Consider the following 26861-nt stretch of genomic DNA (forward strand, 5'->3'; position numbering starts at 1 on the left):
ACCGGTTGGCAGTTGATGGAGCGTGGCGCAGTCAAAGGTCATCCCCCGAAGGATCAGTCCTTCTGCCAATACCGCTGAACCGTCGATGTGGGCAGGCCTAGTTCACGGGCAGCTTCCGCTTGGGTCTTGCCCTGCTTTCTCAGGCTAATCACAGCACTGACGCTCTGGGCGTTCGCTCGAGTGCCACGACCGCGCTTTTTCAACGCGCCATCCTGCATTTGATCCTCCATGATATTGAGTCCCCCCGACTCTATGAAGCAAAGGAGTTCCTTTTGCGCCTTTTTCAACTCGGACTCGGGAGATTCTTTGTCACGGATCGCCAAGCACAACGCCATGAGCGTAAGAAGGTTGATACCGAGCGTCTCGGCCACTTTTACAAGGGTCGGTAGCGTAGCCTGGATTTTCCCTTGTTCCAGCAAGCTTAGGTTGCTCTGGCTGATAGTCCCTGCTAGGGCTTCATAACCTAATCCTTTCAGTTTCCGGATGGTGCGTAGGGTGATGGCTAGCTCTTCCTTCACGTTCAGTATCTCAAAAGGAAGAATAGAGCCACAGTCGTGTAGGCCCACCAAATATCATATGTTGTTATTGGTGAGCTGCTTCCTTATCATGTCCATTCAATGGGCGGCGCGCTGACCCGCAAATTGGGGATGCTTCAGCAGCTTCCCTATCTGGCTGCCAAATGTATTAGCAGCGTTTATCTAGAGGATCGCCTTGAGCTAAGCCGATCAAAGGTTTGGCAGGGCAAGGACTGGGTTTTTTGCCGTGTTTGTAACTTATAACAGTGAACTGCAGGGGCAATTTAAAGCGCCGGAGAGTGTTCGGATGCTCTGGAGATCAGTGGACATCAGTCGTTGTGAATACTCATTTCTGATCGAAGGCATGGGATGGGAGGATGGATGCATAGGCCCGGTTGCGCATCTCGTCACGGATGTGAGCACCATCCAAATGATGCGCGCAGCAGAGGTTGGTAATTTCCTGAGCGTGAGCAAAATCCATCTTATCCAGCCGCCTGCAAAGAATAATCAGGGCTCATACACCATGGAGCCTCTATCCGATATTCGGATTCAGGCCGGTACCGAAAGGAATCCGGTCTACGAGTTCGTAACGGATGTAGGCCGGATCTACACGAGCGCAAGGCAATGAAGTTCCATGATCAGGAGGACACATGGCTGTGACTCTGGATGATGTCACTTAATCTTTTTACGGCGCATCAGCGGTCGCACTAGGCTGGCATGGAACTGCGAGTGGGCTCGTTAGCTACTGCTGCTACATAAAGAGAAAAATGCTATGAAGCTGCAAATTTATTCAGATTTGCATAACGAATTCTCGCGATTCGAACCTCCTACCAGCGACGCGGACGTAGTGATTCTCGCCGGCGATATTGATATCAAATCGCGTGGAGTCTCATGGGCGAACGACACATTCCAGTGCCCTGTTATCTATGTGTGTGGCAATCACGAATATTACGGCGGCCACATAGGTCACACACTGCGAAAGATGAAAAACGCTGCATTGCCCCATGTGCATGTACTCGAAAACGAGATGCTCATTCTCGATGGCACACGCTTTTTGGTCACAACGGCCTGGACGGATTATTCGGCTACTGGTGATGTGGTTGCGGCAAAGCGCGTTGCTTGGGATTCGATGAACGATTTCTTGGTGATTCGAGCCGACTTGGATTACAGACGCCTGCGTCCAGATGACCTAGTCGCGAAATCAATGAGGGCTCACCGATGGTTAACCCAAGAGCTTAATAGACCTTTCGACGGCAAAACAGTGGTGGTCACACACCATGCACCAGTGTTGGATCGTCTGGGTGACGATCACCCCGGACATCTGGCTGCAGCCTATGCGAACGATTGGTCAGAGCTACTTAGTAAGGCTGATCTGTGGATACATGGACACACGCATTTTGCAGCAGACTTCCTTAAGAACGGGTGCCGAGTGTTTTCAAATCCGCGCGGATATCGGGGGCAAAGTACAGGCTTCGATCCTGAGTGCTTGGTAGAGGTTTGATGGTGAGTATTTCTCTGCAGTTCCATGCTTTAGGCTCGTAGTCGCTAGATCAAAACTAGCGGGTATGAGATTGCTCGAACGGTCGGTATTTAGAGCGAATTTGAGGGTTGTGAATGGTCACTTTAAATGAAATCTCGCAGCTGCTTTACGGCGTAGGGGAAGAGATGCCTGGCTGGCAGGGCACCCAGGACGAACTAATTGCATTGGCCGCAAACGCCTTCCCTGGCAAAGCCTTCTGTGTTGTGGAGCAGTGGATCCTGATCGACCTCACTGTGACACCTGCGGAGAAGGAAAAACTCACCGGGCTTGGTCTATTGCCCGCGACCCTGTTCGCCCATGAGGTCGTGCTCGATAGCCGTAATCGATTTCAACCCACCATGTGGGTACGCAGTAATTTCGGCGTGTCTTCCAACGCTTACATGTTTGAAACCAAAAATACTGTCTATCTCCTGCTTGGGCCTGGACTGAGAAAAGAGGCTGGCATTGGTGCCGCTTTTTCAATGAAGGTAGGGTGAGCGATGCTGGCCGACGGTGTATTCATGGTCGTTTTGGAGCTTGAGTTGGATGCCTGAAGTAATTGAGCTGGAATTTCATAGTAAAGATGTCAGCGAATTTCAGCTGCACCGTTTGGTGCGAGCAAGCTTTCGCAAATACACGGTGCCTGTCACGGCATTCATCAGCGACGCTTTTATTGCAGATGACACATGCGTCGGGGTGTCCTTCGACCATTCGAAGCGTGACGATGCATACCACAGGGTGGATGGTTCCATTCTTCTCACAGGTAAAATTCAGTCAGCGAGAAAAGAGGGCCGGTTTTGGTTGCTCGAGACTCAAGATGGTAATTACGTCATCACTAGCTTCAGGCGAGACCTGGGCAGAGCTAGCTTTTTGAAGCTTCTCCAGTCCGCCGATAGATCCTAATCGGTAGTATGAAAGCCATCATTTGATAACCTGGTAGGGCCGTGTCATATGCCAGATGAACGATGGTCAGTCGTTAGGGCAATAGCCCATTTTGACGAGTTGCTCGACCAGGTGATCACGACTCGCAAACCAGTTTTCGTTGATGGAGAACGCAGGACTGCGGTGTTCATTTCAATGGAGGAGTGGCTGTCGATTCAGGACAAGCTCATTGCTCGAGCTCCCTCAAACCTCTGAACTTTCGCTTGCTAGGCCTCTTACGGTTTTAGTCTGCTGCGCTCCGAGTCCACCATGCGGAGCGCTTCAAGCGGCATCTGTCCTGTAACGCTCGCCTTAGCTCAGTAACCGAGCTCGTTCAGCAGCTGTTGCAAAAAACCACGGCGCCTACGAATCGCGCACAGGATTAGATAGTCGCGGTCGGTATCGGTTGTTGAAATATGCCCGGCGTCCACCAAGCCATGGATGTAGCCTTCAGCTTTTCCTCTCGCCTCCAGCAGGGCTTCGATGGAAGTGCTTTTGAAAATGTCGCCAGCAATGAGCTGCCACCGCTTCTTCTGGCGGTTCCCAACGGGGTCGTCGGAAAATTTCGGTGCGTTGATAAGTGTGTTGAAATCGGCAAGTGCGTCAGGTGTGTTCAAAGCGAATTCTCGGAACGGTGATAACTGAGTTGAGGCTATCATGCGCACACTAAGTCGCTTGTTGTGAGCTGGTTTTTGTAGGCGCTGGCGCGAAGGGACGACTTCAATGATGGTGCACGCTATCGGTGGCACCTTTGAACATTGCGGAGCGTACAGGCAGTGTTATTCAGCGATTACATTCTTAGCCCGGAGTTGGTATGGGATATCTCAGCCTAGAGGACATCTACCCGGATGACGTACACAAATATGGCCATATGCGGGTAGGAATGACCGATCTCTACGTTAAAGACAATCACGCCGCTTATGGTGTGGTGACGCGTGGCGAATGCCGCGAGCTGACCAGTAGGTTACTGCGTGACGAAACAGTGCAAATGATCATTAGCGCTAATCTCGCCGCATTGCCAGAGGACTACGATCCGTGGATTAGGCGGATCGAACGCAATCGCGCCTTACACGCTAGGTATGGGGACAAATTCGATCCATGGGGAGACGACAGACCTTCATGAGGGCTTCGGCGAAGCCCGTATAGCGGTTCGTTCCAAGGATTATGGGGGCGGCTACTGTTGGCTGGAACGTGCGCATATCCTTACGTAACGTCGTACCCTCCTGCATACATAATCCCATGTTTGGATGTTGCGCGTAGGCATCATGACAGGTGGGGTTTCGGGAAGTTTTGGTACAAATAATACGCGTATTTGCAGTGCTGCTATTTTCTAGAGTATGGGTGCCTTGGGGGAACACAGGTCGTGCCAAAATAAGCGCTTTTCAGTTGATGCCTCTCTCCAAAACCGAAATCTCTTCTTGACGAAGATTGACCCGCTGACGATCTTTTGAGTAGTTGCCGCATCCTTTCACCCGCATGGAGAGTCATATGAGCGCTGGTCATAGTCACGGTCAAGCTCGTGCAGGACACGAGAAAAAATTGTGGATCGCTTTGGTGTTAACGACAAGCTTCATGATCGCGGAGGTCATTGGGGCTTTTGTGACAGGCAGCTTGGCGTTGTTATCCGATGCGGCTCACATGCTAACCGATTCCACTGCCTTGGCTATTTCATTGATAGCTATTCAAATTGCCAAACGCGCTGCGGATAAAAAGCGGACATTCGGCTATGCACGATTTGAGATCCTCGCAGCTGCTTTTAACGCGATTTTGTTGTTCATGGTGGCGGTGTACATCTTGTATGAAGCTTATCAGCGGTTTAAAGCCCCGACAGAAATCCAATCGACAGGGATGCTGATCGTCGCAGTGATCGGACTAGTTGTGAACCTTGTTTCAATGCGGTTGCTAATGTCTGCCAGTGCCGAAAGTCTTAACGTAAAAGGCGCGTACCTAGAAGTATGGAGCGACATGTTGGGCTCCATGGGCGTAATAGGGGCGGCATTGATCATTCGTTTTACCGGATTCACTTGGGTTGACTCGATCGTTGCCGCAGCTATCGGCCTGTGGGTGCTTCCCAGAACCTGGGTTTTGCTCAAAGAAAGCATGAACATCCTGTTGCAAGGGGTTCCGGATGGCATCGATATCGCTGAAGTGGAAGCGTGCATCAGGGCGGTTGAAGGCGTTGAGGATATCCATGACCTGCATATCTGGGCCCTGACCAGCGGCAAGAATGTCATGAGTGCTCACCTTGTAATCTTGCGTAGCTCCCGATCTGAGCAAGATATATTGGCTGAGGTGACTCGGCTGATGAGCGAGGTATTCCATATCAGCCATACGACTCTTCAACTGGAAAACTTGCAGTTTCATGCAGCGCTTGAAGAAAACGAAGGCATGCAGCACTAGAGCGGGATCTTGCAAACATCTCATGTCGGAGTAGGGGTTGCTGCGATTTACTCAGAACTCAGCGGACATTAAAAAACCTGACCACAGGCGCATGTCCAGTGGTGCAGGGAGGGTTGCACAGGTTTGTTGCGGGAATTTACCCTTGAACCTTTCTAGCCTGTTGCCAAGTGGTCTGTCCGTCGAGGTTTGGGAAGCTCAGCCTGAAAACGGTCATGCTGCCAGGCATGCTTTGAACATCCGCAGTTCCCTGGTGGAGGCTCATGATCGATCGAACAATAGCTAAGCCAAGACCAGTGCCACCTTCAGCACGCGAGCGACTTGTATCAATCCGATAAAAGCGGTCAAACAAGTGCAACAGATGCTGAGGTTCGATTCCTGCTCCAGGGTTGCCTACAAGTAGCGATACCTGTTCGGCATAGTTTTCAATAACAATTGAAATAGATTGTCCCGCAGGGCAATGGCGAATTGCGTTGGACAATAGATTGGATATTGCTCGCTGTATCATTAACCTGTCGCCAATCGTCTTGCCAGTTCCGGTAACATTCAGGGTGATACGTTTCTCTTCCGCAGACAGTGAAAACAGATCGACCACCTTAAATGCTTCATCTTCTAAGGTGATTGTTTCGAACGGGACAAGTGCCGCGGGATGGCTGACCTGAGCTAAGAAGAGCATATCCGAGACAATTCGCGTGACACGCCCCAACTCCTCGGTGCATGACTCCAGCACAGCTTTGTATTCTTCTGCCGGACGCTCCCGAGAAAGGGTAACCTGGGCCTTGCCCATCAAATTGGTGATCGGGGATCGTAATTCATGGGCTAAGTCATCTGAAAATTGCGACAACTGCTGAATACCGCTGTCGAGCCGGTGCAGCATGAAGTTGATGCCATGAGCCAACTCACTAAGCTCCTGAGGCATTTTAACAACAGAAAGTCGATGGTTGAGATCTTGAGCCGAGATCATGGCGGCGACCTTCCGGAACTCTCTCAGTGGAGAAAGTCCTTGTTGTACTACGGCCCAAGCACTTGCTCCGATGAGTATTAGTAAAAGCGGTAGTGCAATAATCGTCGACCTAAGGTACGCGCTGAGCAGCGCTTCATCGTTCGCACAATCCATCGACAGCAATACGGGAACGCTTACACCGTTCTTTAATGGGATGAGCTTGGATGCGGTAAGGAAGTGTCGACCTTCACCATCTGAATTGGTGGAATAGGAAACCTTGTCAACGGCAGCAGTCGCAGCTTTCAACTCAGTCCGCGGATCCGACAATCCAGGCCCAAATTTCAGTAAGGGCGTCCTGAGGTTTTTGAGATCATAGATGGTCAGATTCAGATTGTCATGTCCCATGACTTGATCCAGTAACGAATGCGGTTTTGAATTTACGTCGGCCGTGTCATCGTATAGCGAGAGGCTATGTTCAACCTGCTCCATCTTATTGATCAGGCTGTTTTTTGCCAACTTATCCAGCTCATGCGTCAGCGCAAAAAAGGCCAAGACAGCCAAAAAAACTACCAACAACGCCCCCAAGATACTTACTGTCAAACCTAGTCGCATTGACAGGCTGACCGGCTTCATACTCGCGCCTCTAATACGTAACCAACACCGCGAAGGGTGTGGATCAACTTGTTATCGAAGGGGTCATCTATTTTGGCCCTCAGCCTACGGATTGAAACCTCGACAACGTTAGTGTCGCAATCAAAATTCATATCCCAGACCAGTGAAATGATTTGGGTGCGAGAAAGCACTTCTCCAGTCTGGCGCATCAGCAAGTGCAACAGCGCAAACTCCTTGGTTGTTAGATCTATGCGCTGCTCACCGCGAAAAGCACGATGACGTCCTTGGTCTAGTTCCAGGTCGGCTACTTTTAGTACCTGCGGGACAGGTATGTGCTCACTGCGTCGCATCAGGGTTCGTACCCGTGCAAGTAACTCAGGAAACTCAAACGGTTTAACCAGATAATCATCGGCACCCAAATCTAGTCCGCGTATCTTGTCCGCTAGGCGCCCTCGGGCCGTCAACATCATGACCCGGGCATTACTGCTTTGTCGTAGACGTTCAAGAACACCCCAGCCATCAAGTTCGGGAAGATTAACGTCAAGTATCACCAAATCATAAACATGTTGGCGCGCCAGATGTAGTCCATCCGCGCCATTTATCGCACGATCAACAATGTAGCCACTTTCAGTCAGTCCCTGATGTAAGTATTCGGCAGTTTTGAGCTCGTCCTCAACTACAAGGATTCGCATAACATTTCACCTTCTTAATGACTAGAGTTAAAGGGGTTCAGAAAAGTAATAAACGTATACTGTGGTTTTCTGATTGGTATTGTCTTTTTATAAGATTCTCAATCTTCATATGGTTTGAATAACTTACGAGATGACAGCCTTCACTCTAAAGCCTGTAGCTGCTTTAGGGTCAAGCCAAAGCTGCGGTTTTGAGGCGCCAAAGCTAGGGTTGCGACAATCTGTCGCGGGAAATAATCCATAGGCTATATATCCATAGAGAGCTCATATGAATACCCCAATTCGACAAGTGCGCTTCGGCAGATAATTGCTGAATTTTTGTTTCATCATATTTCCGCCTTAAGTTTTTCTTTTTTAACACCTCCTATATTAGAGCAAAACCTACAGCAGTAGAGCTGGATAACATATTTGTAATTCTTCAGTCACCTTGTTGATAGATGAAGAACTCTACAGTTATCACGTTGAGAAAATTCGCTTTAAAGGAAGTATAAAATTGCGTTGGCTTAGAAAGTTAGTTACCCCCTTGCGTACCATAAAATCCTTGTTGGTAATAGGCCTAAGTTGCACGTTTGCACTATCAGGCACGGCTTTTTCCGCTGGTTCGGTTTCACAGGCGCTGACAATGGATCAAGTGCTTCAAATGGCGTTTGCCAACAACCCTGACCTAGCGGCAGCACAGTGGGAAATTGGTATCACTCAGGGAGATCGGCAGCAGGCGAGCTTGATTCCCAATCCTGAGTTGTCTTGGGAGGCTGAGGATACCCGGCGTAATTCGCGCACTACGACGGTGATGATCAATCAGCCGATCGAGCTTGGTGGTAAGCGAGGCGCTAGGATCGAAGTGGCAAGTCGAGCGCAAGATGCAGCCGAGATTGAATTGGAGCGCAAGCGTAATGTTCTACGTGCCGATGTCATTCAGGCGTTTTACAACACATCTACGGCTCAGCAAAGGTTGCTGTTATCACGTCAATCACTTGAGCTCGCACAGCGTGGCTTGAATGTAGCTCAAGGTCGCATCAGTAGTGGCAAGTCATCGCCTGTTGAAGGTACGCGAGCAGAAGTCCAGTTGTCGGAGGTACGCCTAGAGCTGAAACGGGCAGAGCGAGAGGAGGCAAATGCCTATCAACAACTCGCTCGAGTCATTGGTGTGCCTTTGCCGGCGTTTGCGTCTGTAAGTGATTCAAGTCAGCCAATGCCAACTGTACCGGAACCTTCGCTGCTCCTTAATCGCATCGGTCAGACTGCGGAGTTACGGTTGGCAAAGCTGCAAATTGACCAGCGTGAAGCCTCACTTGGCTTGGAGAAAGCCCAGCGCATTCCTGACCTAACCGTAAGTTTAGGTAGCCAATACGATGAACGGGAGCGTGAGCGCGTGAATGTCGTAGGGCTGTCGATGCCCATCCCATTATTCAATCGTAATCAGGGCAATGTGTTGGCAGCCGCCCGCCGAACTGATCAGGCCCGCGACCTTCGCAATGCCAGCGAGTTACGCCTGCGCACAGAAATTCAGACCACTCTAGCTCAGTGGAAGACAGCGAACACTGAAATCACGTCGTTCAATCAAACCATCCTGCCTGCCGCGCAAAGTGCTGTAGATACCGCTACCCGTGGTTTCGAAATGGGGAAATTCAACTTCCTAGATGTGCTAGATGCCCAGCGCACCTTAATCAGCGCGCGCGGCCAGTACATCCAGGCCATTGCCGAGGCGACAGACGCCTGGGTGCGTATCGAGCGAATTTTCGGTGATGTCGACAAGCTCACTCATACCCCTTGAATTTCATATAACACTTTTTTAACCGCTACTCAGCATCGCAGTGCCACGGTAATCCGTGACTGCCCACTGAGCTGCGTAGGGAGTCCCATGGATAAAAAACAAATCCTTGTCACCGCACTGACCCTCACGGTGGGCATATGTGTTGGTTCGCTCTGGATGGGTAGCACGTCAACAGCGTCCACCGGCGTACAGACGCAAGAAGAGCAGGGCCACGATGCTGATCACAGCAACGAGGGTGCGGCCAAGGAGTCAGTTGATGGCGGGCATGAAGAAGGGGAAGCAGAAGAAGGTCACCTGACTCTGAGCGACGATCAGATCAGATCTGCCGGCATTCAGTTAATCGAAGCTAAGGAACAGAGCATCAGCCTCTCATTGCCGTTTCCTGGAGAAGTCCGTTTCGATGAAGACCGTACTGCGCATGTGGTACCCCGGGTTCCTGGTGTCGTCGAGTCGGTACATGTCAATCTTGGCCAAACAGTGAAAAAAGGTCAGCTACTAGCCGTGATTGCCAGTCAACAAATTTCTGATCAGCGCAGTGAGCAAGCCGCAGCGCAACGTCGTCTAGAGTTGGCGCGCACTACCTACGAGCGTGAACGCCAGTTATGGCAGGACAAAATCTCTGCCGAACAGGATTTCCTTCAAGCCCGTCAGGCTCTGCAAGAGGCCGAAATCGCTGTCAGTAATGCCCGACAAAAAATCAGCGTACTTAGTGGCAGCTCGGTGATCAGTGGTGGCAACCGGTATGAGCTGCGTGCACCGTTCGATGGCGTTGTGGTCGAAAAGCACTTGGGCCTTGGTGAGGTTGTCAGTGAAACCAGCAATGCTTTTACGCTCTCGGACTTGTCGCATGTTTGGGTGACTTTTGGCGTTTCCCCTAAGGATTTGAGCAAAGTCCTGGTGGGCAAGTCTGTCACGGTTAGTGCCGCTGAGTTGAATGCGGAAGTTACGGGTGCCGTGGCCTACGTTGGGAGTTTACTGGGTGAGCAGACTCGTACCGCCACTGTCCGTGTGTCCATAGCGAATCCGCAAGGGGCTTGGCGTCCCGGGCTGTTCGTAACCGTACTGGTTGATACCGATACCCGGCTGGCGAAAGTCGCAGTACCAGAAGCAGCAATCCAGACGGTCGAGGATAGGCCAACAGTTTTCGTTCGAACTGATGACGGGTTTAAGGCGCAAGCAGTAGTAATAGGTAGTCGTGCAGCAGGTCTGGCTGAGATCACAGAGGGCCTGGAGCCCGGAGCTCAAGTCGCTGCTGCCGGCAGCTTCATTCTGAAATCAGAACTGGGTAAAGCCTCGGCTGAACACGCCCACTGATCCGCCACTTCCACGAGAAGGTTCTCATGTTCGAACGCCTAATCCAATTTGCCATCGAGCAACGCATAATCGTCCTGCTCGCGGTTCTCCTCATGGCCGGACTCGGCATTGCTAGCTACCAGAAGCTGCCGATCGACGCCGTGCCCGACATCACCAACGTCCAGGTGCAAATCAATACTGGTGCCGCAGGTTTCTCGCCACTGGAGACTGAGCAGCGCATCACTTTCCCTATTGAAACCGCCATGGCAGGTCTGCCGGCACTTGAGCAGACGCGTTCACTCTCACGCTCGGGGCTTTCACAAGTTACGGTGATTTTCAAGGAAGGCACCGACCTATTCTTCGCCCGGCAATTGGTCAATGAACGATTGCAGATGGCAAAGGAACAATTGCCCGAAGGCGTGGAAGCTGTCATGGGGCCGATTTCTACCGGTTTGGGTGAGATTTTTCTGTGGACTGTCGAGGCCCAAGAAGACGCCGTAAAAGAGGATGGTAGTCCCTATACGCCGACCGACCTGAGGGTAATCCAAGATTGGATTATTAAACCTCAGCTGCGCAACGTTCCTGGGGTCGCCGAAATTAACACCATTGGCGGATTCGCCAAGGAATACCAGATTGCTCCGGATCCAAAACGCTTGGCCGCTTACAAGCTGACCCTGACAGACATTGTGACCGCGCTGGAAAGCAACAATGCTAACGTAGGAGCCGGCTACATTGAGCGCAGTGGCGAACAACTACTGATTCGTGCCCCTGGCCAAGTGGCGACCACCGACGACATCGCCAATATCGTGATCGCCAACGTCGATGGCACCCCTATACGTATTAAAAATGTGGCGACCGTGGATATTGGGCGTGAAATGCGTACCGGTGCGGCGACCGAAAACGGTCGTGAAGTGGTACTCGGCACGGTGTTCATGCTGATAGGCGAGAACAGCCGTACCGTCTCTCAGGCCGTTGCAGTCAAGCTAGAGCAAATCAACCGTTCACTGCCTAAAGGGGTGGTTGCGATCACTGTTTACGACCGTACTAACTTGGTAGACAAGGCTATTGCCACGGTCAAGAAGAATCTGATTGAAGGTGCAATCCTAGTAATCGCGATTTTGTTCCTATTCCTAGGCAATATTCGCGCAGCACTGATCACTGCCATGGTCATTCCTCTAGCCATGCTCTTTACCTTCACAGGTATGTTCACCAACAAAGTCAGCGCCAACCTGATGAGCCTGGGGGCTCTGGACTTCGGTATTATCGTCGACGGTGCAGTGGTTATTGTCGAAAATGCTATACGGCGCCTCGCCAATGCGCAGCACCATCACGGGCGCCTCCTCACTCGCTCCGAGCGCTTTCACGAAGTGTTTGCAGCAGCCAAAGAAGCCCGTCGACCACTGATTTTCGGGCAGTTGATCATCATGGTCGTTTATCTACCTATTTTTGCCCTGACCGGTGTCGAAGGGAAAATGTTCCACCCCATGGCGTTCACCGTCGTGATCGCCTTGCTAGGCGCTATGCTGCTGTCCGTAACCTTTGTTCCTGCGGCAATTGCCATGTTCGTGACGGGCAAAGTCAAGGAAGAAGAGAACGTGATAATGCGAGGAGCGCGACGGGCTTATGCCCCCGCGCTGGATTGGGTCATGAGTCATCGATCGCTGGCATTTGCCATGGCATTAGGTGTCATCGCTGCGAGTGGCGTGGTCGCCAGTCGAATGGGCAGTGAGTTTGTACCTAGTCTCAGCGAAGGCGATTTTGCACTGCAAGCATTACGAGTACCCGGTACAAGTCTGACGCAATCGGTGGAAATGCAGCAGCGCCTGGAAAAGCTTGTGCTGGAAAAAGTGCCTGAAGTCGAACGGATGTTTGCTCGAACCGGTACTGCAGAGATTGCTTCCGATCCAATGCCGCCGAACATCTCTGATAGTTATGTGATGCTCAAGCCGAAGGATCAATGGCCTGATCCAAGCAAGTCCCGGGAGACGTTGACAGAAGAGATCCAGAAAGCAGCGGCTGCTATGCCCGGTAGCAACTATGAGCTTTCCCAGCCTATCCAACTACGTTTCAACGAGTTGATTTCAGGCGTGCGAAGTGATGTGGCGGTCAAGGTCTTCGGTGATGACATGGCAGTGCTTAACAGTACCGCTGCGAAAATTGCCGCGTCAATGCAGGGGGTCGATGGCGCCTCCGAGGTTAAAGTCGAACAGACAACGGGGCTACCTGTACTGACCATAAACATAGACCGCGACAAAGCCGCACGTTACGGTCTGAACGTTGGAGACGTTCAAGACACCATTGCGGTGGCTGTCGGTGGCCGCCAGGCCGGGACGATGTATGAGGGAGATCGCCGCTTCGACATAGTGGTGCGTTTATCCGACGCCATGCGTAAGGACGTTGAGGGGTTGTCCACACTGCTGATTCCAGTCCCGGCGCTGCTCAATGGCAATGCCGATCAGATCGGTTTTATTGCCCTTTCAGAAGTGGCGACCCTCGATCTTGTACTTGGCCCGAATCAGATCAGTCGTGAGAACGGTAAGCGTCTGGTCATTGTCAGCGCGAATGTACGTGGACGGGATATCGGATCATTCGTTAAGGAGGCTAGCATCGCCATTGATCAACAGGTAGAGATTCCGGCCGGTTATTGGGCTACCTGGGGTGGGCAGTTTGAACAACTTCAATCAGCTGCCAAACGCTTGCAGATAGTTGTCCCTGTGGCTCTGCTCTTGGTATTCACCCTGCTGTTCATGATGTTTAACAATCTCAAAGACGGCATGCTGGTATTCACCGGGATTCCATTCGCATTGACGGGTGGTGTTATGGCTTTGTGGCTACGTGATATCCCGCTGTCGATCTCGGCGGGTGTTGGTTTCATTGCATTGTCGGGTGTGGCAGTGCTGAACGGTCTGGTGATGATTGCTTTTATCCGCAACCTTCGAGAAGAGGGACATTCGTTGAGTTCTGCGATCAATGAAGGAGCGCTGACGCGGTTGCGCCCAGTATTAATGACAGCTTTGGTGGCATCCCTTGGCTTTATCCCCATGGCTCTAGCTACTGGAACAGGCGCGGAAGTCCAGCGGCCCCTAGCTACCGTTGTGATCGGCGGAATACTGTCCTCAACTGTGTTGACCCTACTGATACTTCCTGCGTTATATCACTGGGCACACCGTAAAGATGAAGAGGCAGACAGCGAAAAACAAGAAATAGTATAGCAGTTTGTTTTTAAAGCCCGCTGCTGATCCTCATTAGCGGGCTATTTATATCAATGATGACGGATATGTAATCTTAGTGCCACCGTATTGATAGCTTCGTATTGATACTCTAATACCAGTATTTAATATGAGGTGTCGAAATGAAAATCGCACAAATTTACGCTCTTGTAGGAGCATTGATTCTTTCTTCCACTGCATTGGCTGAGGGTGGTGGAGACCGGACTATTGCTAGAGCTACTCAAGCTACCGAGCAGGCTATGGAGAAGTTTTTAGCCAAAGAGCTGAAAAAAACTCCTCCGAAAATGTCAGGCGGTGATAAGGGCCCGATTAGTAAGTAAATGTAGTGGTGCTACACATAAGCCCCGCCCCGATTCCGGTTGCGGGGTTTTTATTGACATGTGAGGTGCAAAAAGTGAAGACTATTAATTATGTTATTTTTATTGTGGTCGCTGCGATCTCTTCAAACGTATTTGCTAAAGATAGTGACAAGGTTTTTGAAAAAAGAATGAGTGCCAACTCCGTAGCTATGGAGCAGTATGCGATTAGGCATGGAAAAAAAATTCCCGTAGCTAAGCAATATAAATACGGAATGAAATTAGATGTTGTGAATGTAGTTAGCATGGTGCGACCAGCGGAAGGGTGCGGGGTGATGCCCGCAGCTATGACATACGAAGACTCTGAAGGAGTACTGAATACAGTCAGATACACAGTGGCAGGAAAATGCCGTAAAGGTGGTTAGCCTCTACGCTCTTGGCATAGGGGGTCATATTTTTGAAGTGCGTCATAAGACATAAAATGTGGGGGGTGTTTACTGCAGGCATAAAAAAGACGCCCCGAAGGGCGTCTTAAAATACATCGTATTTAGATGAGTAATCTAAAAGTGGATGCGGAGCTTCAACTTGACAGCAGTGAGTTCCAGGTTTTTGCAAGGGTGTTAATTACCTGTAGCAGTCTAGCCAGATGCGCTAGCAGATTGCTATCTATGAACTCCAGTTTACTATAGGTGACTTAAGCTAACAGGAAGATGATTGAAAAATTACATTTTTGAAATTTTCCAGCTAAAACGGAATGTTCGTCTAGGACGATTCATCCTGCGCAGATCTTAAAGAATAGCTAATGGATACTCAATAATCACACGAACCTCATCCAGATCCGACTCAAATGTGGTTGCGCGAGTATTAGCTTGCCGTAGGCGGAAAGACATATCTTTCAAGGTACCTGTCTGAACGACATATTTTACTTCGATGTCACGCTCCCAACGTTTCTGGTCAGTAAGTGGGTTTCCATCCGCATCGCGTCTCATGTACGTCGTATTGGCGTTAGAGTAATCAGCATCAGTGCCACGACCGTAACGCGTCATAAACGACAAGCCAGGCACACCATACGATGTCATGTCGAGGTCGTAGCGAACCATCCAAGAGCGTTCTTTAGGTGAGTTAAAATCACTGTACTGAATTGAGTTATCAAGAAAGATTGAGTCCGACTGACGCAGGTAATCGAAGTCGTTATTTCCATTATTTCGCTGATGGGATAGTGCAAGTGTGTGCGCACCATACTTCACGCCTACTTTACCGCTCCATATGTTATTGTCGAAATCGCCAAGTAATTTTTTTCCTTCATCGACAGCCTTATAATAGTTAAGGCCTCCGAATACGGAAAGCTCATTTGATAATGAGTAGTTTACTCCGGTGCCAGCATAGTATTGATTCCATACGTCCTTGAGGCGACTGGAGTAAAGACTAAGGGTGACGTTTTTGTTTAAGTTATAATCACCACCAAAGTAGCCTGCCCAAGGCGAGTTAACAGGCCCGGCATAGAAGGTCGCAAAGTTGTCGCGCATGTTGCTCGAAACTGGCTGGCTCATGGCATGTAGGCGACCGCCCTGAACGGTCAAGCCTTCAATGCTAGTATTGGTTGCTGTGACGCCAGTGAAACTTTCCGGTAGTAGTCTTGAGTCGCCAGCAGCCACAACTGGGGTGGATGGGAATACGTCACCGACTTTTACTACGGTGTCAAAGGCGCGAATTTTTGCCGCACCTCCCACTTTTGTGTATTCGTCCCTTGCCTCTCCGTTGCTATTGACTGGAAGGACATCAAATGAACTACGGCCGCCATTACGGCCGCCACCCGTGTCGAGTTTTATTCCAATCATAGCAAACGCATCCACTCCGACACCGATTGTGCCCTGGGTAAATCCAGACTCGAATTTAGTAATAATCGCGTTTGCCCATGCTTCTGAATATCCATTGCCTGTAGGGCTTGACTCTCCGTTACGATGTTCGCGATTGAAGTAGTAGTTGCGGTTAAGGACGGTAAGGCTACTATCCTCTATAAAACCGCCATTTTTTTCTTCCGCAATCACCATTGACGGCACAGAGCTGACAACCATTGCCATAGCGGCTATCGAAAACTTTGTATTGTTAATCATTAATCACTCCTTCGGTTCGGCAGAACTAGAAAGCACTTCGGCTGGAATTGTTGTTTGAAGGAAGCTGGTCGCGCTTCCTATGTCATCGCCGAGTTGTATCGTTGCAATCTGTAGATAACAGGGGCATGATTGAGAAATTACAATTTTGTAATATTCGGCGGCTTTCTTGGAGTGTTGACGCGCGTGCCGTGCGATCAGCCGTTTGCGGCTCTGAGTTTTTACAATGCTAGTTGCTACACCGTGCTCACTTAGCGACCAGAAATCTTTAATTCGCACGTGAGAGGTGCGGATGCGCGGTGCTCGACCAGCTATAAGAGCATGGATAAAATTAGTTTAGACTCCCAGCCTTGGAGTCAGCACTAATTAAGGAATCAAGGAAGTGTCGGATGAATGATTTACCTGAAACTTATCGTAGTTTTTCCTTACGGCTGGCCCAGCTGTAAGCCGCGTCAAGTGAAGATCCAAAAAAAATCCGAACACATACGAAGTCGTCGAAACCAAAATCGGCAACCACTAGATGCCATGAATTTTAAGTCGGATGATTGGGCTTTTGCGCAGGAAGCGCTTGTCAGTCCGCTCTTCCTCCGCGACCATGAGCGCGGAGAGCTTGTCCTATCCTCGGTTTTGATTCAGTTGTTCAGTGACATTGTTTATGCGGAACATGGTGGACGGATACATCATCGCTCCGGGATTGTCGGTCAGGACATGCGCCCCTGCCCACGCAGCCATCTCGCCGTCGCCTGAATCATCAATGAGCAGCTTACCTCACACAGCACGACGATCAGATTTGGTCTCAAGAACGAGGGGGGCGGCCTGACCCTTGTAGGACAGCGTTACTGCGTCAGCCAGGGCATGGAAGGAAACTTCACACCATTGGTGAGAAGGAGTACATCGGCTGCAATTTTGTAAGCGACAGTATCGAACTGCTACGCCCAAACTTTCCCGAAAATAAGGTGGGGTTCTATAAGCCATCGAATCTCATCGATGCGATCCAGCGGCGTGAGGTAATGCTATGGGTAACCCGCTTCAGCTCTCCAAGTTGGTTGGCATACAAGCCTCAGAAGTTGCTGACGCCGGCAGCGGTGCCCATTGTTTTATCCGGGGGCACGTTGCAGCTCTGCAAGCACTGCGGTTGGTGATTTAAACCTGCCCTAGTAAGTCTAAGGAAATTACGCGCATCTTGCAGGCATAGCGAGAGAGCTTCAAGCCGCACGCCTAGCACGCCTAACGACGATTGGACATTGACTCGATAATGCGGCATTGCTCGATCACGCCACCCTCGCAACAAGCTATCAAGCGCTCCAATTCCGACTCCAAACCTTGCAGGTCTCGGATGCGCACTCGAACCTGCTCTAACTGCCCTTCGACTTTTGCGTCCACCCCAGCGCAGGAAGCGTCGCGTGTATCAGCAAAGCCTAGTAACTCTCGAACATCGTCAAGACTGAAGCCCAGTGCGCGGCTACGGAGTATAAACAGTAGACGGTCGCGCTCCTCGTCGGTGTAGAAGCGATAGCCCGATGCTGAACGACCTGCGGAGGGCAGGAGGACGACCTGCTCGTAATGGCGGATGGCTATCGCTTTGGTATCGGTCGCCTTCGCCAAGGCTCCGACTGTATATGTGGTCGGACTCATTTCGCTTGACCTTATAGTTGCTAGAACCTTCATTCTACGCGCCTTAGGTGATAAGCAAATCTGCGCGCGCTCAAAAGAAAGCGGACTGAATCCTATGGAAGCACCGTTAAAACAGCATCAATCCGGAGCTTGGGCACTACTGCTCTGTGCTTGGTTGCTCGCTCTGGTATCAACAATCGCCGTGCTATTCGTTGGTGAAGTCATGGGGCAACTGCCCTGTGTGCTCTGTTGGTTTCAACGAGCCTTCATGTTTCCACTCGTCCTTGTATTGGGCGTCGCCTGCTTTTTATCGGACGCCGGTGTTTGGCGCTATGCACTGCCATTAGCAGTTGTGGGCTGGCTCATCGCTCTCTATCACAACCTGCTTTATTTCGGACTGATCCCTGAAAGCATCAAACCTTGCGGGGCTGCCTAAACGGGCACGATCCATATGCTTACCTGAAAGATGTTCTTATAAGCCTGCCGACGCAGCGCGCGAGTAAGATTAACGAGCTGCTACCGCATAGGTGGGCGCCCGCTTAATCGCGCAGGGTGTTTTGGGCTTATGTCTTCGCTGGCATCTACATTTTGCGCCACACCAAAGCAGGAATTGCTCGGATGTAAATTAGTTCGCTGACCAACTCAATCAGCGTTTGAGTAATGACTGCTGCCGCAGCGAGCCCTCTGATTTCCTCTGGCAAGGCCAATGCCAGTGGCAGAACCACCAATGAATTGCGTGTCGAGCTACTGAAAGCTACTGATCTTGCAGTGATGGCCGGCAATTTGAATGCTCGCGCAACCAGCGCACCAACCAATGGTGCCAAGAGCATGAAACCAATGTAGACAGGAATGACGGGCAGCAGCTTGTCCATGTCTCTGACCACCGCTGAAATCTGAGATCCGATCACTGCGACCAATACCGCTGCCATAGCCGGTACAGGCATCCAAGCCCAAGCGTTGTTCCAACCCTCAACGACGCGTGACCTTTTTGTACCGGCAGCTGTTGCTACCGCCAATACCAAGGGCAAAGCAATCAGCACTACGAAAGCCTCAACAAATGGGCCCACCGATATAACCACCCCCGAGTCATTACCCAGCATGAAGGCCAGATACAGGGGCAGTAGCACAAGCTGAAGCAAGAGTAGTAACGGCGTTGCCGCCAGAGTCAGTTTGGAGTCGCCCTTACCGATATGGGTAAACACCACCACATAGTCGATACAAGGCGTCAGCAAGACCAACAGTGCACCCACCAAAATCGCTGGGTGACCCGTTAGGCCCATGGTCAACGCCCAAACCAACAGGGGGATGGCGACGAAGTTGGCTGTCAGCAGCGCCGTCATGAAACGCTTGTTTGCAAGCCCTTCACGGAGATCCAGGAATGGGATCTGTAGAAACATGGTGTACATCAGCACAGCGATGGCTGGCGTCACCAACGCACCTAACGCTTGAGAAGCATTAGGTGCGAGCAGACCTCCGATAGCAGCGACAATGACCGCGACGAAGTAGACGGGAATCTGGTTCTTCTCTAGCTGTTCTCTGTCCACAAAATGCCCTTAAAACGCGTGAAATCAATTTTCGATTGAGCAGGGTAATATCTGTAGCTACTACAGGTTCAAGAAAATGCTTGGGGAATTCGCATGTCAGGAATCGGGGCGTTGTCTAAATCAACGGGTTGCCACATTGAAACTATTCGCTATTACGAGAAAATAGGCCTTTTACCTCCGGCGCTGCGGTCGACCGGCAGGCACCGAATCTACACAGAGAAGCATCGTTCAAGACTCGTCTTCATCCGTCAGAATCGTGAGTTAGGCTTTCCCCTCGACGATATCCGAGAACTCATCGCGCTCGCAGCAGATGCTGATCGTCCGTGCGCTGACGCGCTGTCGGTGGTCAAGAAGCACCTAGCAGAAGTAGAGTCGAAGGTAGCTAAGCTCCAGCAAATCCGGATAGAGCTGCTCTCAATGGCAGGCACGTGTGAGTCAATTTGCTTGGGTTCAAACTCCCCAGATTGCACGATTGTAGAGTCCTTGTTCGAACCCGCTGCTGGGACGCGCTCCGGTTGCTGCTCCTAGGCGAATCAAGAAGCGTGGGGGAAGCAAGATGCCATCGAAACCGAATAACGCGAAGGTCTCGAAGGTATATTGAATCGCCCCGGCTTTTCTAGACACTCTCCAAGCTCGCTGGACTGCAATTGCTATCGATATAGTGCCCAGGCGCTGTGCCGCATTTATCGCACACCCTAATAAAAACTCATAGGTGGCAATGCACTTTAGGTAGAGCGGCATCCGTGTGGACAGGACAGGGATTATCAGTTGGCGCAACCGATGAGCACCTCGACATAATTGTTCCCGATACCATCCTGCAACTTGTGGCCAAAAGCGCAAGCGGAGCGCGCCGGCCCACGATGGGCCAGAGGCTTGAGAATGGAAGCCCGAAGCGTATGGCGTAATGCCCCCGATACGGAACATTAAGTTCCTTTTGCCCCGTTATGTACCCAGATGGGGGGCACTACGGGGGGCACTGTCCTGCGTGTAGCAGTGGACGGTCGTCATCACCGCCAGGCGTTAAAGAGACTTAGGCTGGCCGTCATACCTAGAAAGCTCGAGATCCCGCAGCGCCATCAACTCGTCACTCCGTCGCATAAACTCATCTGGAGTTATTTTTTTGAGCTTGAATTCGTTGTAAAGAGCATCGGAGTTCTTCTGATAAAGCGTTAACGTATTAGTCTTGTGCACGCTTTCAGCCGCATCACCTATGCTCTTATCTCCTTCGAATACCTTTGTTAGATAGTCTCTGAGAGACTCAATGCTCTTGTGGCCTGTCCACTCCCTAACTTTGCGTAAGAATTCCTTGTCGCTGATAAGTGCTGCTTGGAACTCATCCTTGCTTTCATACTTGTGTCGTTCGACGAGCAATCTGAACAAGTTCGTGATAAAGGCATGGCGGAACATATGCGCGCATGCTTGCTCTTCAATTCCAGCCGATTCTCTGATCTTCGAGACTATCGACGTTATAGTCTCAGGTGCGATCGGTTTTGCTGTTATTTCAGATATGAGCAAGTAGTCGTTTTGGTTTTCTGGGTGTGCTTTGATCAACTTCTGTCTTGCGGCTAAGTATTTTTTGACCTCATTCAATGCAATCGCATTCACCGGAACTTCACGGACAAATGCTTCGCCGCGCTTAAGCGTTACCAGCTTTAGCATTGGATACTTCATCAGCAGGGCATCACGCAGTGACGATGTTGTCAGGGATGCGATTTCCGATCGCCGAGCGCCTGTATGCTGAAGAAGTGTGAGCAGTGCAAGGTGTCGCGCTTTGAGGAACTCGGACTTGCCGCTATCATTTACCGCCTGCACCATCTTGTCAATGTTATGCTCAGAAATTGGGCTTCGTGTGTGCTCGCGGAAAGGTAGGGGGAAAGAGTGGTGCGAGATCGTAGTTGTTACTTTGTGTTGATTGTTGAAGGCGCGAATTACTTCTTCGGTGGTTAACTTGATGGTGCCTTTTGGTGATACGAAGTTGAGGTCGCCATAAAATTCGCCAATCCAAGCTAGGAACTTTAAGCACTCTCTACCTATGTTGATGGTGGTTCTGTCTGCTCTTTTTGGTTTATCAGGTTTTCTAGGGTTGGGCTCTTCAATTAGCTCAATGATGAAATCTTCAAAAAACTTGTCGGTTATGTGATAAGGGTCGACCCTGTAATGCCAGCAGCGTCTTATCAGCTGGCTAATGTTGCTCGCGTACTGGCCAATCGTTCCACCCTTGCTGTCCTGCCTTCGACCATCAGCAGAAATTTGCTCATGCTTCTTGGATAGTTTTAGCAAATAGAGATTGGCGATATGGCATGGCTCGTTATTTGGCCACTTTATGTATGGGAATTTGTAGAAGGCATGCTTGCGCGTCTTACCTCCGGAAAATCTCTGGAACAGATCTACATGATCTAGCGTTTCCACCAGAAATTCTTCATTCATTTTTCTTACCCTTGGCCGTGATAGATACGACCGATGCCTTCTGTATAGGCGGGATTTGATACATTTCAGGGTTTAGACTGGTTATTGCAGTGATACGCTTTAATATTTCCGCAGCGCGAATCTTGCGCGTCACTTCATCTTGTGCGCTGACTACGCCATCCAGCTTACTGCGGACATCCGATAAGGTTTGCAGGAGTATCAAGTTTGAGCGCTTCTGTACATCAAGGCTGAGATTAAGCTCCGCCAATTGCGCCAGTATCGCCTCTCTAGTTCTATTGTTTTTCGTGGGTGTTTTTTTTTCCTCCTTGTTGATAACCGACGCAGCATTTTTACGTAGGCGATCTATTGCAAGGAATCCACCCGGTATTCGCTCTTCGCTTCTTTGCTTAAATGTGTTTAAACTTATGGGTGATATATGTAGCGTCTCTCCCTCAACGATCGTTTCCAAAGCGAGCTTCGCCAGAGATGCCTGGCTAATAAGGGAGTCCCTTATAACGGCACTTTTGAGGTACTTGTAAGGCGTCGCGATTATCGCTAGTAATAACTTTCTCGTGTTCTCAATCGAGGCGGCTTGAATGGTTTTTCCCTCATCCCATTTCATCTTGTTTCCTCACAACAACAAGTATGTCAACCCGTAAACCGTTATCACTCTCCAGGAAAACTGGCTCCATGGTCATTTGGTCGCTTTCCATAAGAAAGTCAAAGTATTCTGCGAGCTGTTCTGCATCCATTAATGACACGTTTCGGGTGCCGAATTTAGCCTCAATCAGATCAACCACATCAGTATAGTACGTGGCGCCGCCAGAGGCGATACGCTCGCTGAGGGCTTGCGACAAGGTGTTTTGAAGCTCCTTGCCTGGCAGCTCCTCCGTAATGTAATTCCAGATGTGCGCCGGGTCAGTGTGCCCGAACATCCACTGCAGGATGCCTACGCTTGCCCCGTACCCACAATGGAGGAAGATTAAGGCAAAGAACCGCCTCAGTTGGTGTTGGCGGATGTAGTAGCGACGCCCCAAACTGTCGCGCTCGACCTCAAAGTAATCACAAAACAGATCAATATTTTTGTAGTAGAGGTAAACGTCGCAAGGCGTCAAAGAACTTGTGCCTATGATGCCTGGGGACGAAAACAAGGGAAGGTGCTGATCGATGAAGCCGATGCTGATCAGCTCTGTCTGGAAGTCAATGAGCGTCTGAACCATTTCCGCCGCTAGGGGATCAATGGGGCGGGCGTTTCGAGCCCTGCGACCTTTTAGACCCCGACTAGACTTGGCGATAGGGGCGATCAGCCACTTTTTGTCCGCGCTGAGACAGTTGGCAGGATCGAGGCCGCGTAGTTCACAACCCCGTTTCGCCATCGTTGCTCCTACCAACAACTGGATAGATCCGTAATAGACCGCGATGAGTTCCAGTAGCCCTACATTGCCCCGTAGCTTGCTGAAATACAGTTCCTTGCTTTCTTTTAGTTCAGTACCAGGATCCCTTCCGTTGGAGCGAGTAGAAATTCCTAGGTACTGGACGCCAAGTTTAGCGATGGAGGGTTCGAGTAGCGAGAGGATAGTTGTGTCTGGGATGCCTGTGATGTTGACCTTGTGTTTCACGGAATATTTGGCGATGTTCACATAGCTTTCAAGAAGCTGCGGGCCGTATTCAAAGTGGAACTCAATGCCATCTTTGATCGCCTTGAAAATGATTGGGGTTGGGACATTTTTAAAACGGCCCATCGCCGCCCCTGTTACTTTATAGGTTGCAATCTCTCTAAGATCTTCTGGGGTAGGGAGTGGAAAATCTAGGGCAGAGATCTTTTGTAAGATGGTAAAGGCGGTGCGGTACAAGACCAAGTCTCGCTTGGTCATGCGGTCTGGGTTGCCGTTGGTGACCGGGGCGCCATCGACCTCACGAATAAAGCGATCATTACGCCAAATGAAACCTAATATGCTATGCAGGGGCTTGAGTCGCCTTTTTCCAGCTAAAGTATCGTTGTATAGTTGTGCACTGACCCATACTGAGTTGACGTTCACTCCACCATTTGGATGGGTGTGGTACATCTTGTTGATATAAAGCGCGGCTCTTACACGCGGGATCAGCTCCAGAGGGATATCAAGCACGTTCTCTTCGAGCTGAAGAGGTGTTATGTCGGAGATGGAAGGGTAATCCTCCAGGCATTTATCAATGGCCGCTGGGCTAGTTTCCTCCAGAAGCGAAATGCAGTAGTTCGCGAGACGATTGTTCCAATCGTAGGTACTCACAGCGACGTAGCTACTAGTCCCGACCTGCTCGATGATGTCACACATCACGTCATAGGTAAGCGCGCTCAGGCCATGCTCGACCAGCTCCAAGGCTTCGGCGCCTTGAAGGATATGGTCAATGAGCGTGAGCGTTCGTCGAAAAGATGCCGCCTGTGAGGCCCAGCTATTGGTGAAGCCTGGCCCAGCTGAATTTTGAGTCGCTGCTATCAGCCAGCATTGCAACGAGTTGAGTAATTTGACGTGCTGTGGATCCGTTAATAACGAACCGTCATACAGGTGAACACTCCAATCCAGGTCTTGGTCGGTCTTGAAACCAAAATTGTATTTCCACACAGGATCCCTGAAGCTTGAGACAAGCCACGGAGCCGACATGAAGTGTGATATGTCGCGTTTCTTGAACAGGCTGGCGAAATGAGCGAGGTGTTCAGGATACTGCATGGATCATGCTCTCGTAGGCGCTGGGGTTGCAATTTTTGGAGGCGATTTCCAAATGAGCGTGCAGGAGTTTGTCGCGACTTTTGAGGATGTACTTCTCGACCGTATCGCAAACCGCAGCCCAGTATTTGGCCAGCCCTCGAACAGCGTGTGGCGTCTTGCTGAGATTGATGGCTTTTCTGATGGACATCAGCGCGGTCATGCTTTCAGCAGACACGGAGACACCCACCTCTACAATCTCACCATTGGCCAAGCGATTTTCTTCCCTGGTTTTGAGGTTCTCCGGAACCTCCTTGAGTGTGTACCGGCTCAAAAACTCGTGCATTTGGTCGAAATCGTCAAACTTGGAAGCACGAAGTAGGTATTTACTGTCTTTCATGGCTTCGCAGATGATTCCCTTCTGGAAAATACGCACATACCTGGTCGCGAAGAAGTCATAGATCGCGGTGGGCAGGTAGGAATCCAACAGGTCTCTGTTCATGTGGGCGTGACCAAGCTTTCTGGCAAGTCTTGGCAGGCTATGATTTTGAATGTAATCAGCCACGGCTGACTGAGCGCGAACCCTGGTTATCGAGAGCTTCTTGATAAAGTCCACCAAGTCGTCGCCTCTTTTCACGGTGTGGGGCGATAGCCGCGCAATGAAAACTTCGCGCCTAAAAGCGTTCTTATCGACTGCCGTTCGATTTAGAATGTTGCTGTCAGCAGTTTTCGGATAGTTGAAGCTTCTTCCGCACGTTAAAAAAAGTTTTTGCCAAGTCGGATCGCCTTGCTTTTTAAGGTATTGGCGAAGTGGCTCCGTGATCTCTTCTACCATACGAACGAGCGCAGCAGCCTTGGGGTGCAGCAGGATTTTCTGTTCGGAGTTCTTACTCCCGCGCCTATCCTTAAATCCAATAAGTTCATAGCCCTTGTCAGTCTTCAAGAACGAAACCCTTTTTGGGCCGTCCCAAATCACCAAGTCGTCCATGAAGGTAGTGGTAATTTCCGGGTGGTATAGAGTGAGTAAGCACTGAAACGGCAGTAAGCTGTAGGTTGTGGGTAGGCCAAGTTTTAGTGCTAGCGCCGGAAGCCTTATTCCGTAACGACGACGCGCATCATTCGTTGTGCACATGCCTTCGTCTTCGAAGGTGCGACAAATATTTGCGAAGCCTAGCTTTTCGAAGTTAAGGCGATTTTGGGGGTTGCGGACAACACGCTCCAGAAGCATGCCGTCCCCAGCTTCTCTGACTCGAATTCGTTGCGCTTTGCGAATTGCCAACGCCTCTGATAGCCCCCATTTTTCGATGCACGACAGATCACTGGTAATCTCTCCATAAAGGAGGTCGATTGCCTGGATGTCCGTGACATGCACGGGTACTTCTGTCAGAAGTTTGTCTTTGATCTCAATGCCATGCTTGTTCTTCTTGATGTTGAGCTCGGAGCCAGCCTTACTCTTCCCTGCAGGCAAAACTATTGCGTCTTCGTCAGCCGACCAAACATCGGTTTTGAGGAAGCATCTTATGATCAGGTTTCGCATAGTTCTGAAAGTGCGAGCATTGAGTTCTGGGTCTTCGTTGCGCTCGTACTCAATGTTCTGGTAGTGCCAGAAATAGTGCTCGAAAAAGTCTTCCATCATCTCCGGTGACTGGAAAGCTGCCGGAGGGAAACGAAAGCTTTGCTCAGATATGTATTTGGCGAGCTTATTGATCATCCCGCTCGCCACTTTGGCGCGCTTCAAAGAGTCGCGTCTGATCGCTTCATGGAAAGCTTTGGTGAACTCAGGGCCGTGCGAGTGATACATCGCAACTAGCTTGAGATAAACCGATTTTCCTTTCTTGGCCTTGACCTTCCACCCACTCCAGAAGGAGACGATCTCCGGGTCTAGCTTGTGCTTGCTCTCTTGCCATGTCTGTTCAAAGTGAGGCAGCCGGGCACGAGACCAGATCACTGGCTGCAGGCCTGGAACAAGGTCGACCAGACCAGAAATCATCTCAGTAACAGCAATTGATCGTTGACGAACTATGTACTCTTCAAGCACAGCTATGTCGCCAACGTGAAGGCTTCCAAGAAAGCTTTCGACCAGCCACGTGAGTTTTTCACCATCAAGGTTGGTCAGGCTGAGGTACTCGCCCAAGCAGTGACAGTGACAGTCGAAAAGCTGCAGAGCATTACTATTGTGTCTATCAAGTGTGGTCGGAGACATCAGCAGCTTGTATGCCAGCTCTTCATCAATGGCCTGCAGCGGGTAGTGGGTGACGTAGCCTTTACTTTTGATGATTGTCACGGTTTTATTTACCCTTGAAGGCTGGATTTGTC

At 50.4% G+C, this 26861-nt stretch carries 24 protein-coding genes and 2 pseudogenes; 15 read left to right on the top strand and 11 right to left on the bottom strand.

Translation table 11 applies throughout. From position 1 onward, the window contains the following. Positions 1-53: 53 nt before the first annotated feature. Complete coding sequence (locus BLU25_RS18035; RefSeq protein ID WP_228795880.1) at positions 54-518, bottom strand: helix-turn-helix domain-containing protein; 465 nt, start codon at positions 516-518, stop codon at positions 54-56. A gap of 319 nt (positions 519-837) precedes the next feature. Here BLU25_RS18035 and BLU25_RS18040 point away from each other — a divergent pair, with 319 nt between their 5' ends. The 4 genes from BLU25_RS18040 to BLU25_RS18055 all read left to right on the top strand — a co-directional run bounded on the left by BLU25_RS18040 (position 838) and on the right by BLU25_RS18055 (position 2937). Continuing rightward, positions 838-1143 carry a hypothetical protein gene (locus tag BLU25_RS18040; protein ID WP_169716047.1) on the top strand — a complete coding sequence of 102 codons (306 nt, stop codon included), beginning with the start codon at positions 838-840 and terminating at the stop codon, positions 1141-1143. Between the two features lie 144 nt (positions 1144-1287). Beyond that, the gene (locus BLU25_RS18045; protein WP_016779305.1) at positions 1288-2016 is read left to right on the top strand and encodes a metallophosphoesterase family protein; all 729 of its coding nucleotides are present in this window, start codon (positions 1288-1290) and stop codon (positions 2014-2016) included. Positions 2017-2129: 113 nt separating this feature from the next. After that, positions 2130-2531 carry a DUF6957 family protein gene (locus BLU25_RS18050; protein ID WP_003444076.1) on the top strand — a complete coding sequence of 134 codons (402 nt, stop codon included), beginning with the start codon at positions 2130-2132 and terminating at the stop codon, positions 2529-2531. A 49-nt stretch (positions 2532-2580) separates the two neighbouring features. Further along, positions 2581-2937, top strand: a complete 357-nt coding sequence (locus tag BLU25_RS18055) for a hypothetical protein (protein WP_003444074.1) — start codon at positions 2581-2583, stop codon at positions 2935-2937. Between the two features lie 335 nt (positions 2938-3272). On the opposite strand, the gene BLU25_RS18065 is transcribed toward BLU25_RS18055, so the two are convergent. After that, on the bottom strand, positions 3273-3572 hold the full coding sequence (locus tag BLU25_RS18065; protein WP_050901279.1) for a hypothetical protein: 300 nt from the start codon (positions 3570-3572) through the stop codon (positions 3273-3275). 700 nt (positions 3573-4272) lie between these two features. Between BLU25_RS18065 and BLU25_RS23775 the strand changes: the two genes are divergently transcribed. Next, positions 4273-4377: a hypothetical protein gene (locus BLU25_RS23775; RefSeq protein WP_228795940.1), complete on the top strand. Its 105-nt coding sequence runs from the start codon at positions 4273-4275 to the stop codon at positions 4375-4377. Positions 4378-4443: 66 nt separating this feature from the next. Then, positions 4444-5355: a cation diffusion facilitator family transporter gene (locus BLU25_RS18080; RefSeq protein ID WP_016779308.1), complete on the top strand. Its 912-nt coding sequence runs from the start codon at positions 4444-4446 to the stop codon at positions 5353-5355. A gap of 136 nt (positions 5356-5491) precedes the next feature. On the opposite strand, the gene BLU25_RS18085 is transcribed toward BLU25_RS18080, so the two are convergent. Both BLU25_RS18085 and BLU25_RS18090 read right to left on the bottom strand, forming a co-directional pair. Further along, positions 5492-6928, bottom strand: coding sequence for a heavy metal sensor histidine kinase (locus BLU25_RS18085; RefSeq protein ID WP_016779309.1), 1437 nt, complete (start codon positions 6926-6928; stop codon positions 5492-5494). After that, positions 6925-7599 (bottom strand): heavy metal response regulator transcription factor, encoded by a 675-nt coding sequence (locus BLU25_RS18090; RefSeq protein WP_003444058.1) that lies wholly within the window; start codon positions 7597-7599, stop codon positions 6925-6927. Before BLU25_RS18090 ends, BLU25_RS18085 begins: the two co-directional genes overlap by 4 nt. 547 nt (positions 7600-8146) lie before the next feature. Between BLU25_RS18090 and BLU25_RS18095 the strand changes: the two genes are divergently transcribed. The 5 genes from BLU25_RS18095 to BLU25_RS18115 all read left to right on the top strand — a co-directional run bounded on the left by BLU25_RS18095 (position 8147) and on the right by BLU25_RS18115 (position 14614). After that, complete coding sequence (locus BLU25_RS18095) at positions 8147-9370, top strand: TolC family protein (RefSeq protein WP_228795938.1); 1224 nt, start codon at positions 8147-8149, stop codon at positions 9368-9370. A gap of 87 nt (positions 9371-9457) precedes the next feature. Further along, positions 9458-10684: an efflux RND transporter periplasmic adaptor subunit gene (locus BLU25_RS18100; RefSeq protein WP_003444054.1), complete on the top strand. Its 1227-nt coding sequence runs from the start codon at positions 9458-9460 to the stop codon at positions 10682-10684. A 26-nt stretch (positions 10685-10710) separates the two neighbouring features. Next, positions 10711-13875 carry a CusA/CzcA family heavy metal efflux RND transporter gene (locus BLU25_RS18105; RefSeq protein ID WP_016779310.1) on the top strand — a complete coding sequence of 1055 codons (3165 nt, stop codon included), beginning with the start codon at positions 10711-10713 and terminating at the stop codon, positions 13873-13875. A gap of 140 nt (positions 13876-14015) precedes the next feature. Continuing rightward, the gene (locus BLU25_RS18110) at positions 14016-14213 is read left to right on the top strand and encodes a co-regulatory protein PtrA N-terminal domain-containing protein (protein WP_016779311.1); all 198 of its coding nucleotides are present in this window, start codon (positions 14016-14018) and stop codon (positions 14211-14213) included. A 74-nt stretch (positions 14214-14287) separates the two neighbouring features. Continuing rightward, positions 14288-14614 carry a DUF2790 domain-containing protein gene (locus BLU25_RS18115; protein ID WP_081481051.1) on the top strand — a complete coding sequence of 109 codons (327 nt, stop codon included), beginning with the start codon at positions 14288-14290 and terminating at the stop codon, positions 14612-14614. A gap of 363 nt (positions 14615-14977) precedes the next feature. Here the strand turns inward: BLU25_RS18115 and BLU25_RS18120 are convergent, their stop codons facing one another. Beyond that, positions 14978-16303 (bottom strand): OprD family porin, encoded by a 1326-nt coding sequence (locus tag BLU25_RS18120; protein ID WP_016779312.1) that lies wholly within the window; start codon positions 16301-16303, stop codon positions 14978-14980. A 390-nt stretch (positions 16304-16693) separates the two neighbouring features. On the opposite strand from BLU25_RS18120, the gene BLU25_RS18125 reads away from it, so the two are divergent. Continuing rightward, the gene (locus BLU25_RS18125; RefSeq protein ID WP_016779313.1) at positions 16694-17047 is read left to right on the top strand and encodes a hypothetical protein; all 354 of its coding nucleotides are present in this window, start codon (positions 16694-16696) and stop codon (positions 17045-17047) included. A gap of 480 nt (positions 17048-17527) precedes the next feature. Here the strand turns inward: BLU25_RS18125 and BLU25_RS18130 are convergent, their stop codons facing one another. After that, positions 17528-17968, bottom strand: a complete 441-nt coding sequence (locus BLU25_RS18130) for a MerR family transcriptional regulator (RefSeq protein ID WP_016779314.1) — start codon at positions 17966-17968, stop codon at positions 17528-17530. A 61-nt stretch (positions 17969-18029) separates the two neighbouring features. Here BLU25_RS18130 and BLU25_RS18135 point away from each other — a divergent pair. Both BLU25_RS18135 and BLU25_RS18140 read left to right on the top strand, forming a co-directional pair. Beyond that, positions 18030-18344 (top strand): annotated as a pseudogene (locus BLU25_RS18135) (disulfide bond formation protein B); the annotation flags it as partial. A 2-nt stretch (positions 18345-18346) separates the two neighbouring features. Beyond that, a pseudogene (locus tag BLU25_RS18140) lies at positions 18347-18457 on the top strand (transposase domain-containing protein); the annotation flags it as partial. Positions 18458-18495: 38 nt separating this feature from the next. On the opposite strand, the gene BLU25_RS18145 reads toward BLU25_RS18140, so the two are convergent. Further along, positions 18496-19458, bottom strand: coding sequence for an arsenic resistance protein (locus tag BLU25_RS18145; RefSeq protein ID WP_016779316.1), 963 nt, complete (start codon positions 19456-19458; stop codon positions 18496-18498). Positions 19459-19551: 93 nt separating this feature from the next. Between BLU25_RS18145 and BLU25_RS23855 the strand changes: the two genes are divergently transcribed. Further along, positions 19552-19986 (top strand): MerR family transcriptional regulator, encoded by a 435-nt coding sequence (locus tag BLU25_RS23855; RefSeq protein ID WP_016779317.1) that lies wholly within the window; start codon positions 19552-19554, stop codon positions 19984-19986. A gap of 492 nt (positions 19987-20478) precedes the next feature. Here BLU25_RS23855 and BLU25_RS18155 read toward each other — a convergent pair whose 3' ends face one another. From BLU25_RS18155 to BLU25_RS18170, 4 genes are read right to left on the bottom strand one after another with little or no spacing between them, the layout of a single operon-like run. Further along, positions 20479-21885, bottom strand: a complete 1407-nt coding sequence (locus BLU25_RS18155; RefSeq protein WP_016779318.1) for a tyrosine-type recombinase/integrase — start codon at positions 21883-21885, stop codon at positions 20479-20481. Then, positions 21878-22486: a hypothetical protein gene (locus BLU25_RS18160; protein WP_016779319.1), complete on the bottom strand. Its 609-nt coding sequence runs from the start codon at positions 22484-22486 to the stop codon at positions 21878-21880. Before BLU25_RS18160 ends, BLU25_RS18155 begins: the two co-directional genes overlap by 8 nt. Then, complete coding sequence (locus tag BLU25_RS18165; RefSeq protein ID WP_016779320.1) at positions 22473-24569, bottom strand: hypothetical protein; 2097 nt, start codon at positions 24567-24569, stop codon at positions 22473-22475. Before BLU25_RS18165 ends, BLU25_RS18160 begins: the two co-directional genes overlap by 14 nt. Then, a complete protein-coding gene (locus BLU25_RS18170; protein WP_016779321.1) occupies positions 24556-26829 on the bottom strand; it encodes a hypothetical protein in 2274 nt (757 codons plus the stop codon). Before BLU25_RS18170 ends, BLU25_RS18165 begins: the two co-directional genes overlap by 14 nt. Between the last annotated feature and the right edge of the window lie 32 nt (positions 26830-26861).

This window comes from Pseudomonas fragi, from assembly GCF_900105835.1.
In the GTDB taxonomy this organism is placed as follows: domain Bacteria; phylum Pseudomonadota; class Gammaproteobacteria; order Pseudomonadales; family Pseudomonadaceae; genus Aquipseudomonas; species Aquipseudomonas fragi.

Excerpts from the sequence above, each read along its gene's own strand:
- BLU25_RS18045 (WP_016779305.1), top strand. The coding sequence starts at position 1,288 with ATGAAGCTGCAAATTTATTCAGATTTGCATAACGAATTCTCGCGATTC.
- BLU25_RS18050 (WP_003444076.1), top strand. The coding sequence starts at position 2,130 with ATGGTCACTTTAAATGAAATCTCGCAGCTGCTTTACGGCGTAGGGGAA.
- BLU25_RS18055 (WP_003444074.1), top strand. The coding sequence starts at position 2,581 with ATGCCTGAAGTAATTGAGCTGGAATTTCATAGTAAAGATGTCAGCGAA.
- BLU25_RS18080 (WP_016779308.1), top strand. The coding sequence starts at position 4,444 with ATGAGCGCTGGTCATAGTCACGGTCAAGCTCGTGCAGGACACGAGAAA.
- BLU25_RS18085 (WP_016779309.1), bottom strand. The coding sequence starts at position 6,928 with ATGAAGCCGGTCAGCCTGTCAATGCGACTAGGTTTGACAGTAAGTATC.
- BLU25_RS18090 (WP_003444058.1), bottom strand. The coding sequence starts at position 7,599 with ATGCGAATCCTTGTAGTTGAGGACGAGCTCAAAACTGCCGAATACTTA.
- BLU25_RS18100 (WP_003444054.1), top strand. The coding sequence starts at position 9,458 with ATGGATAAAAAACAAATCCTTGTCACCGCACTGACCCTCACGGTGGGC.
- BLU25_RS18105 (WP_016779310.1), top strand. The coding sequence starts at position 10,711 with ATGTTCGAACGCCTAATCCAATTTGCCATCGAGCAACGCATAATCGTC.
- BLU25_RS18110 (WP_016779311.1), top strand. The coding sequence starts at position 14,016 with ATGAAAATCGCACAAATTTACGCTCTTGTAGGAGCATTGATTCTTTCT.
- BLU25_RS18120 (WP_016779312.1), bottom strand. The coding sequence starts at position 16,303 with ATGATTAACAATACAAAGTTTTCGATAGCCGCTATGGCAATGGTTGTC.
- BLU25_RS18125 (WP_016779313.1), top strand. The coding sequence starts at position 16,694 with ATGATTTACCTGAAACTTATCGTAGTTTTTCCTTACGGCTGGCCCAGC.
- BLU25_RS18130 (WP_016779314.1), bottom strand. The coding sequence starts at position 17,968 with ATGAAGGTTCTAGCAACTATAAGGTCAAGCGAAATGAGTCCGACCACA.
- BLU25_RS23855 (WP_016779317.1), top strand. The coding sequence starts at position 19,552 with ATGTCAGGAATCGGGGCGTTGTCTAAATCAACGGGTTGCCACATTGAA.
- BLU25_RS18155 (WP_016779318.1), bottom strand. The coding sequence starts at position 21,885 with ATGAATGAAGAATTTCTGGTGGAAACGCTAGATCATGTAGATCTGTTC.
- BLU25_RS18160 (WP_016779319.1), bottom strand. The coding sequence starts at position 22,486 with ATGAAATGGGATGAGGGAAAAACCATTCAAGCCGCCTCGATTGAGAAC.
- BLU25_RS18165 (WP_016779320.1), bottom strand. The coding sequence starts at position 24,569 with ATGCAGTATCCTGAACACCTCGCTCATTTCGCCAGCCTGTTCAAGAAA.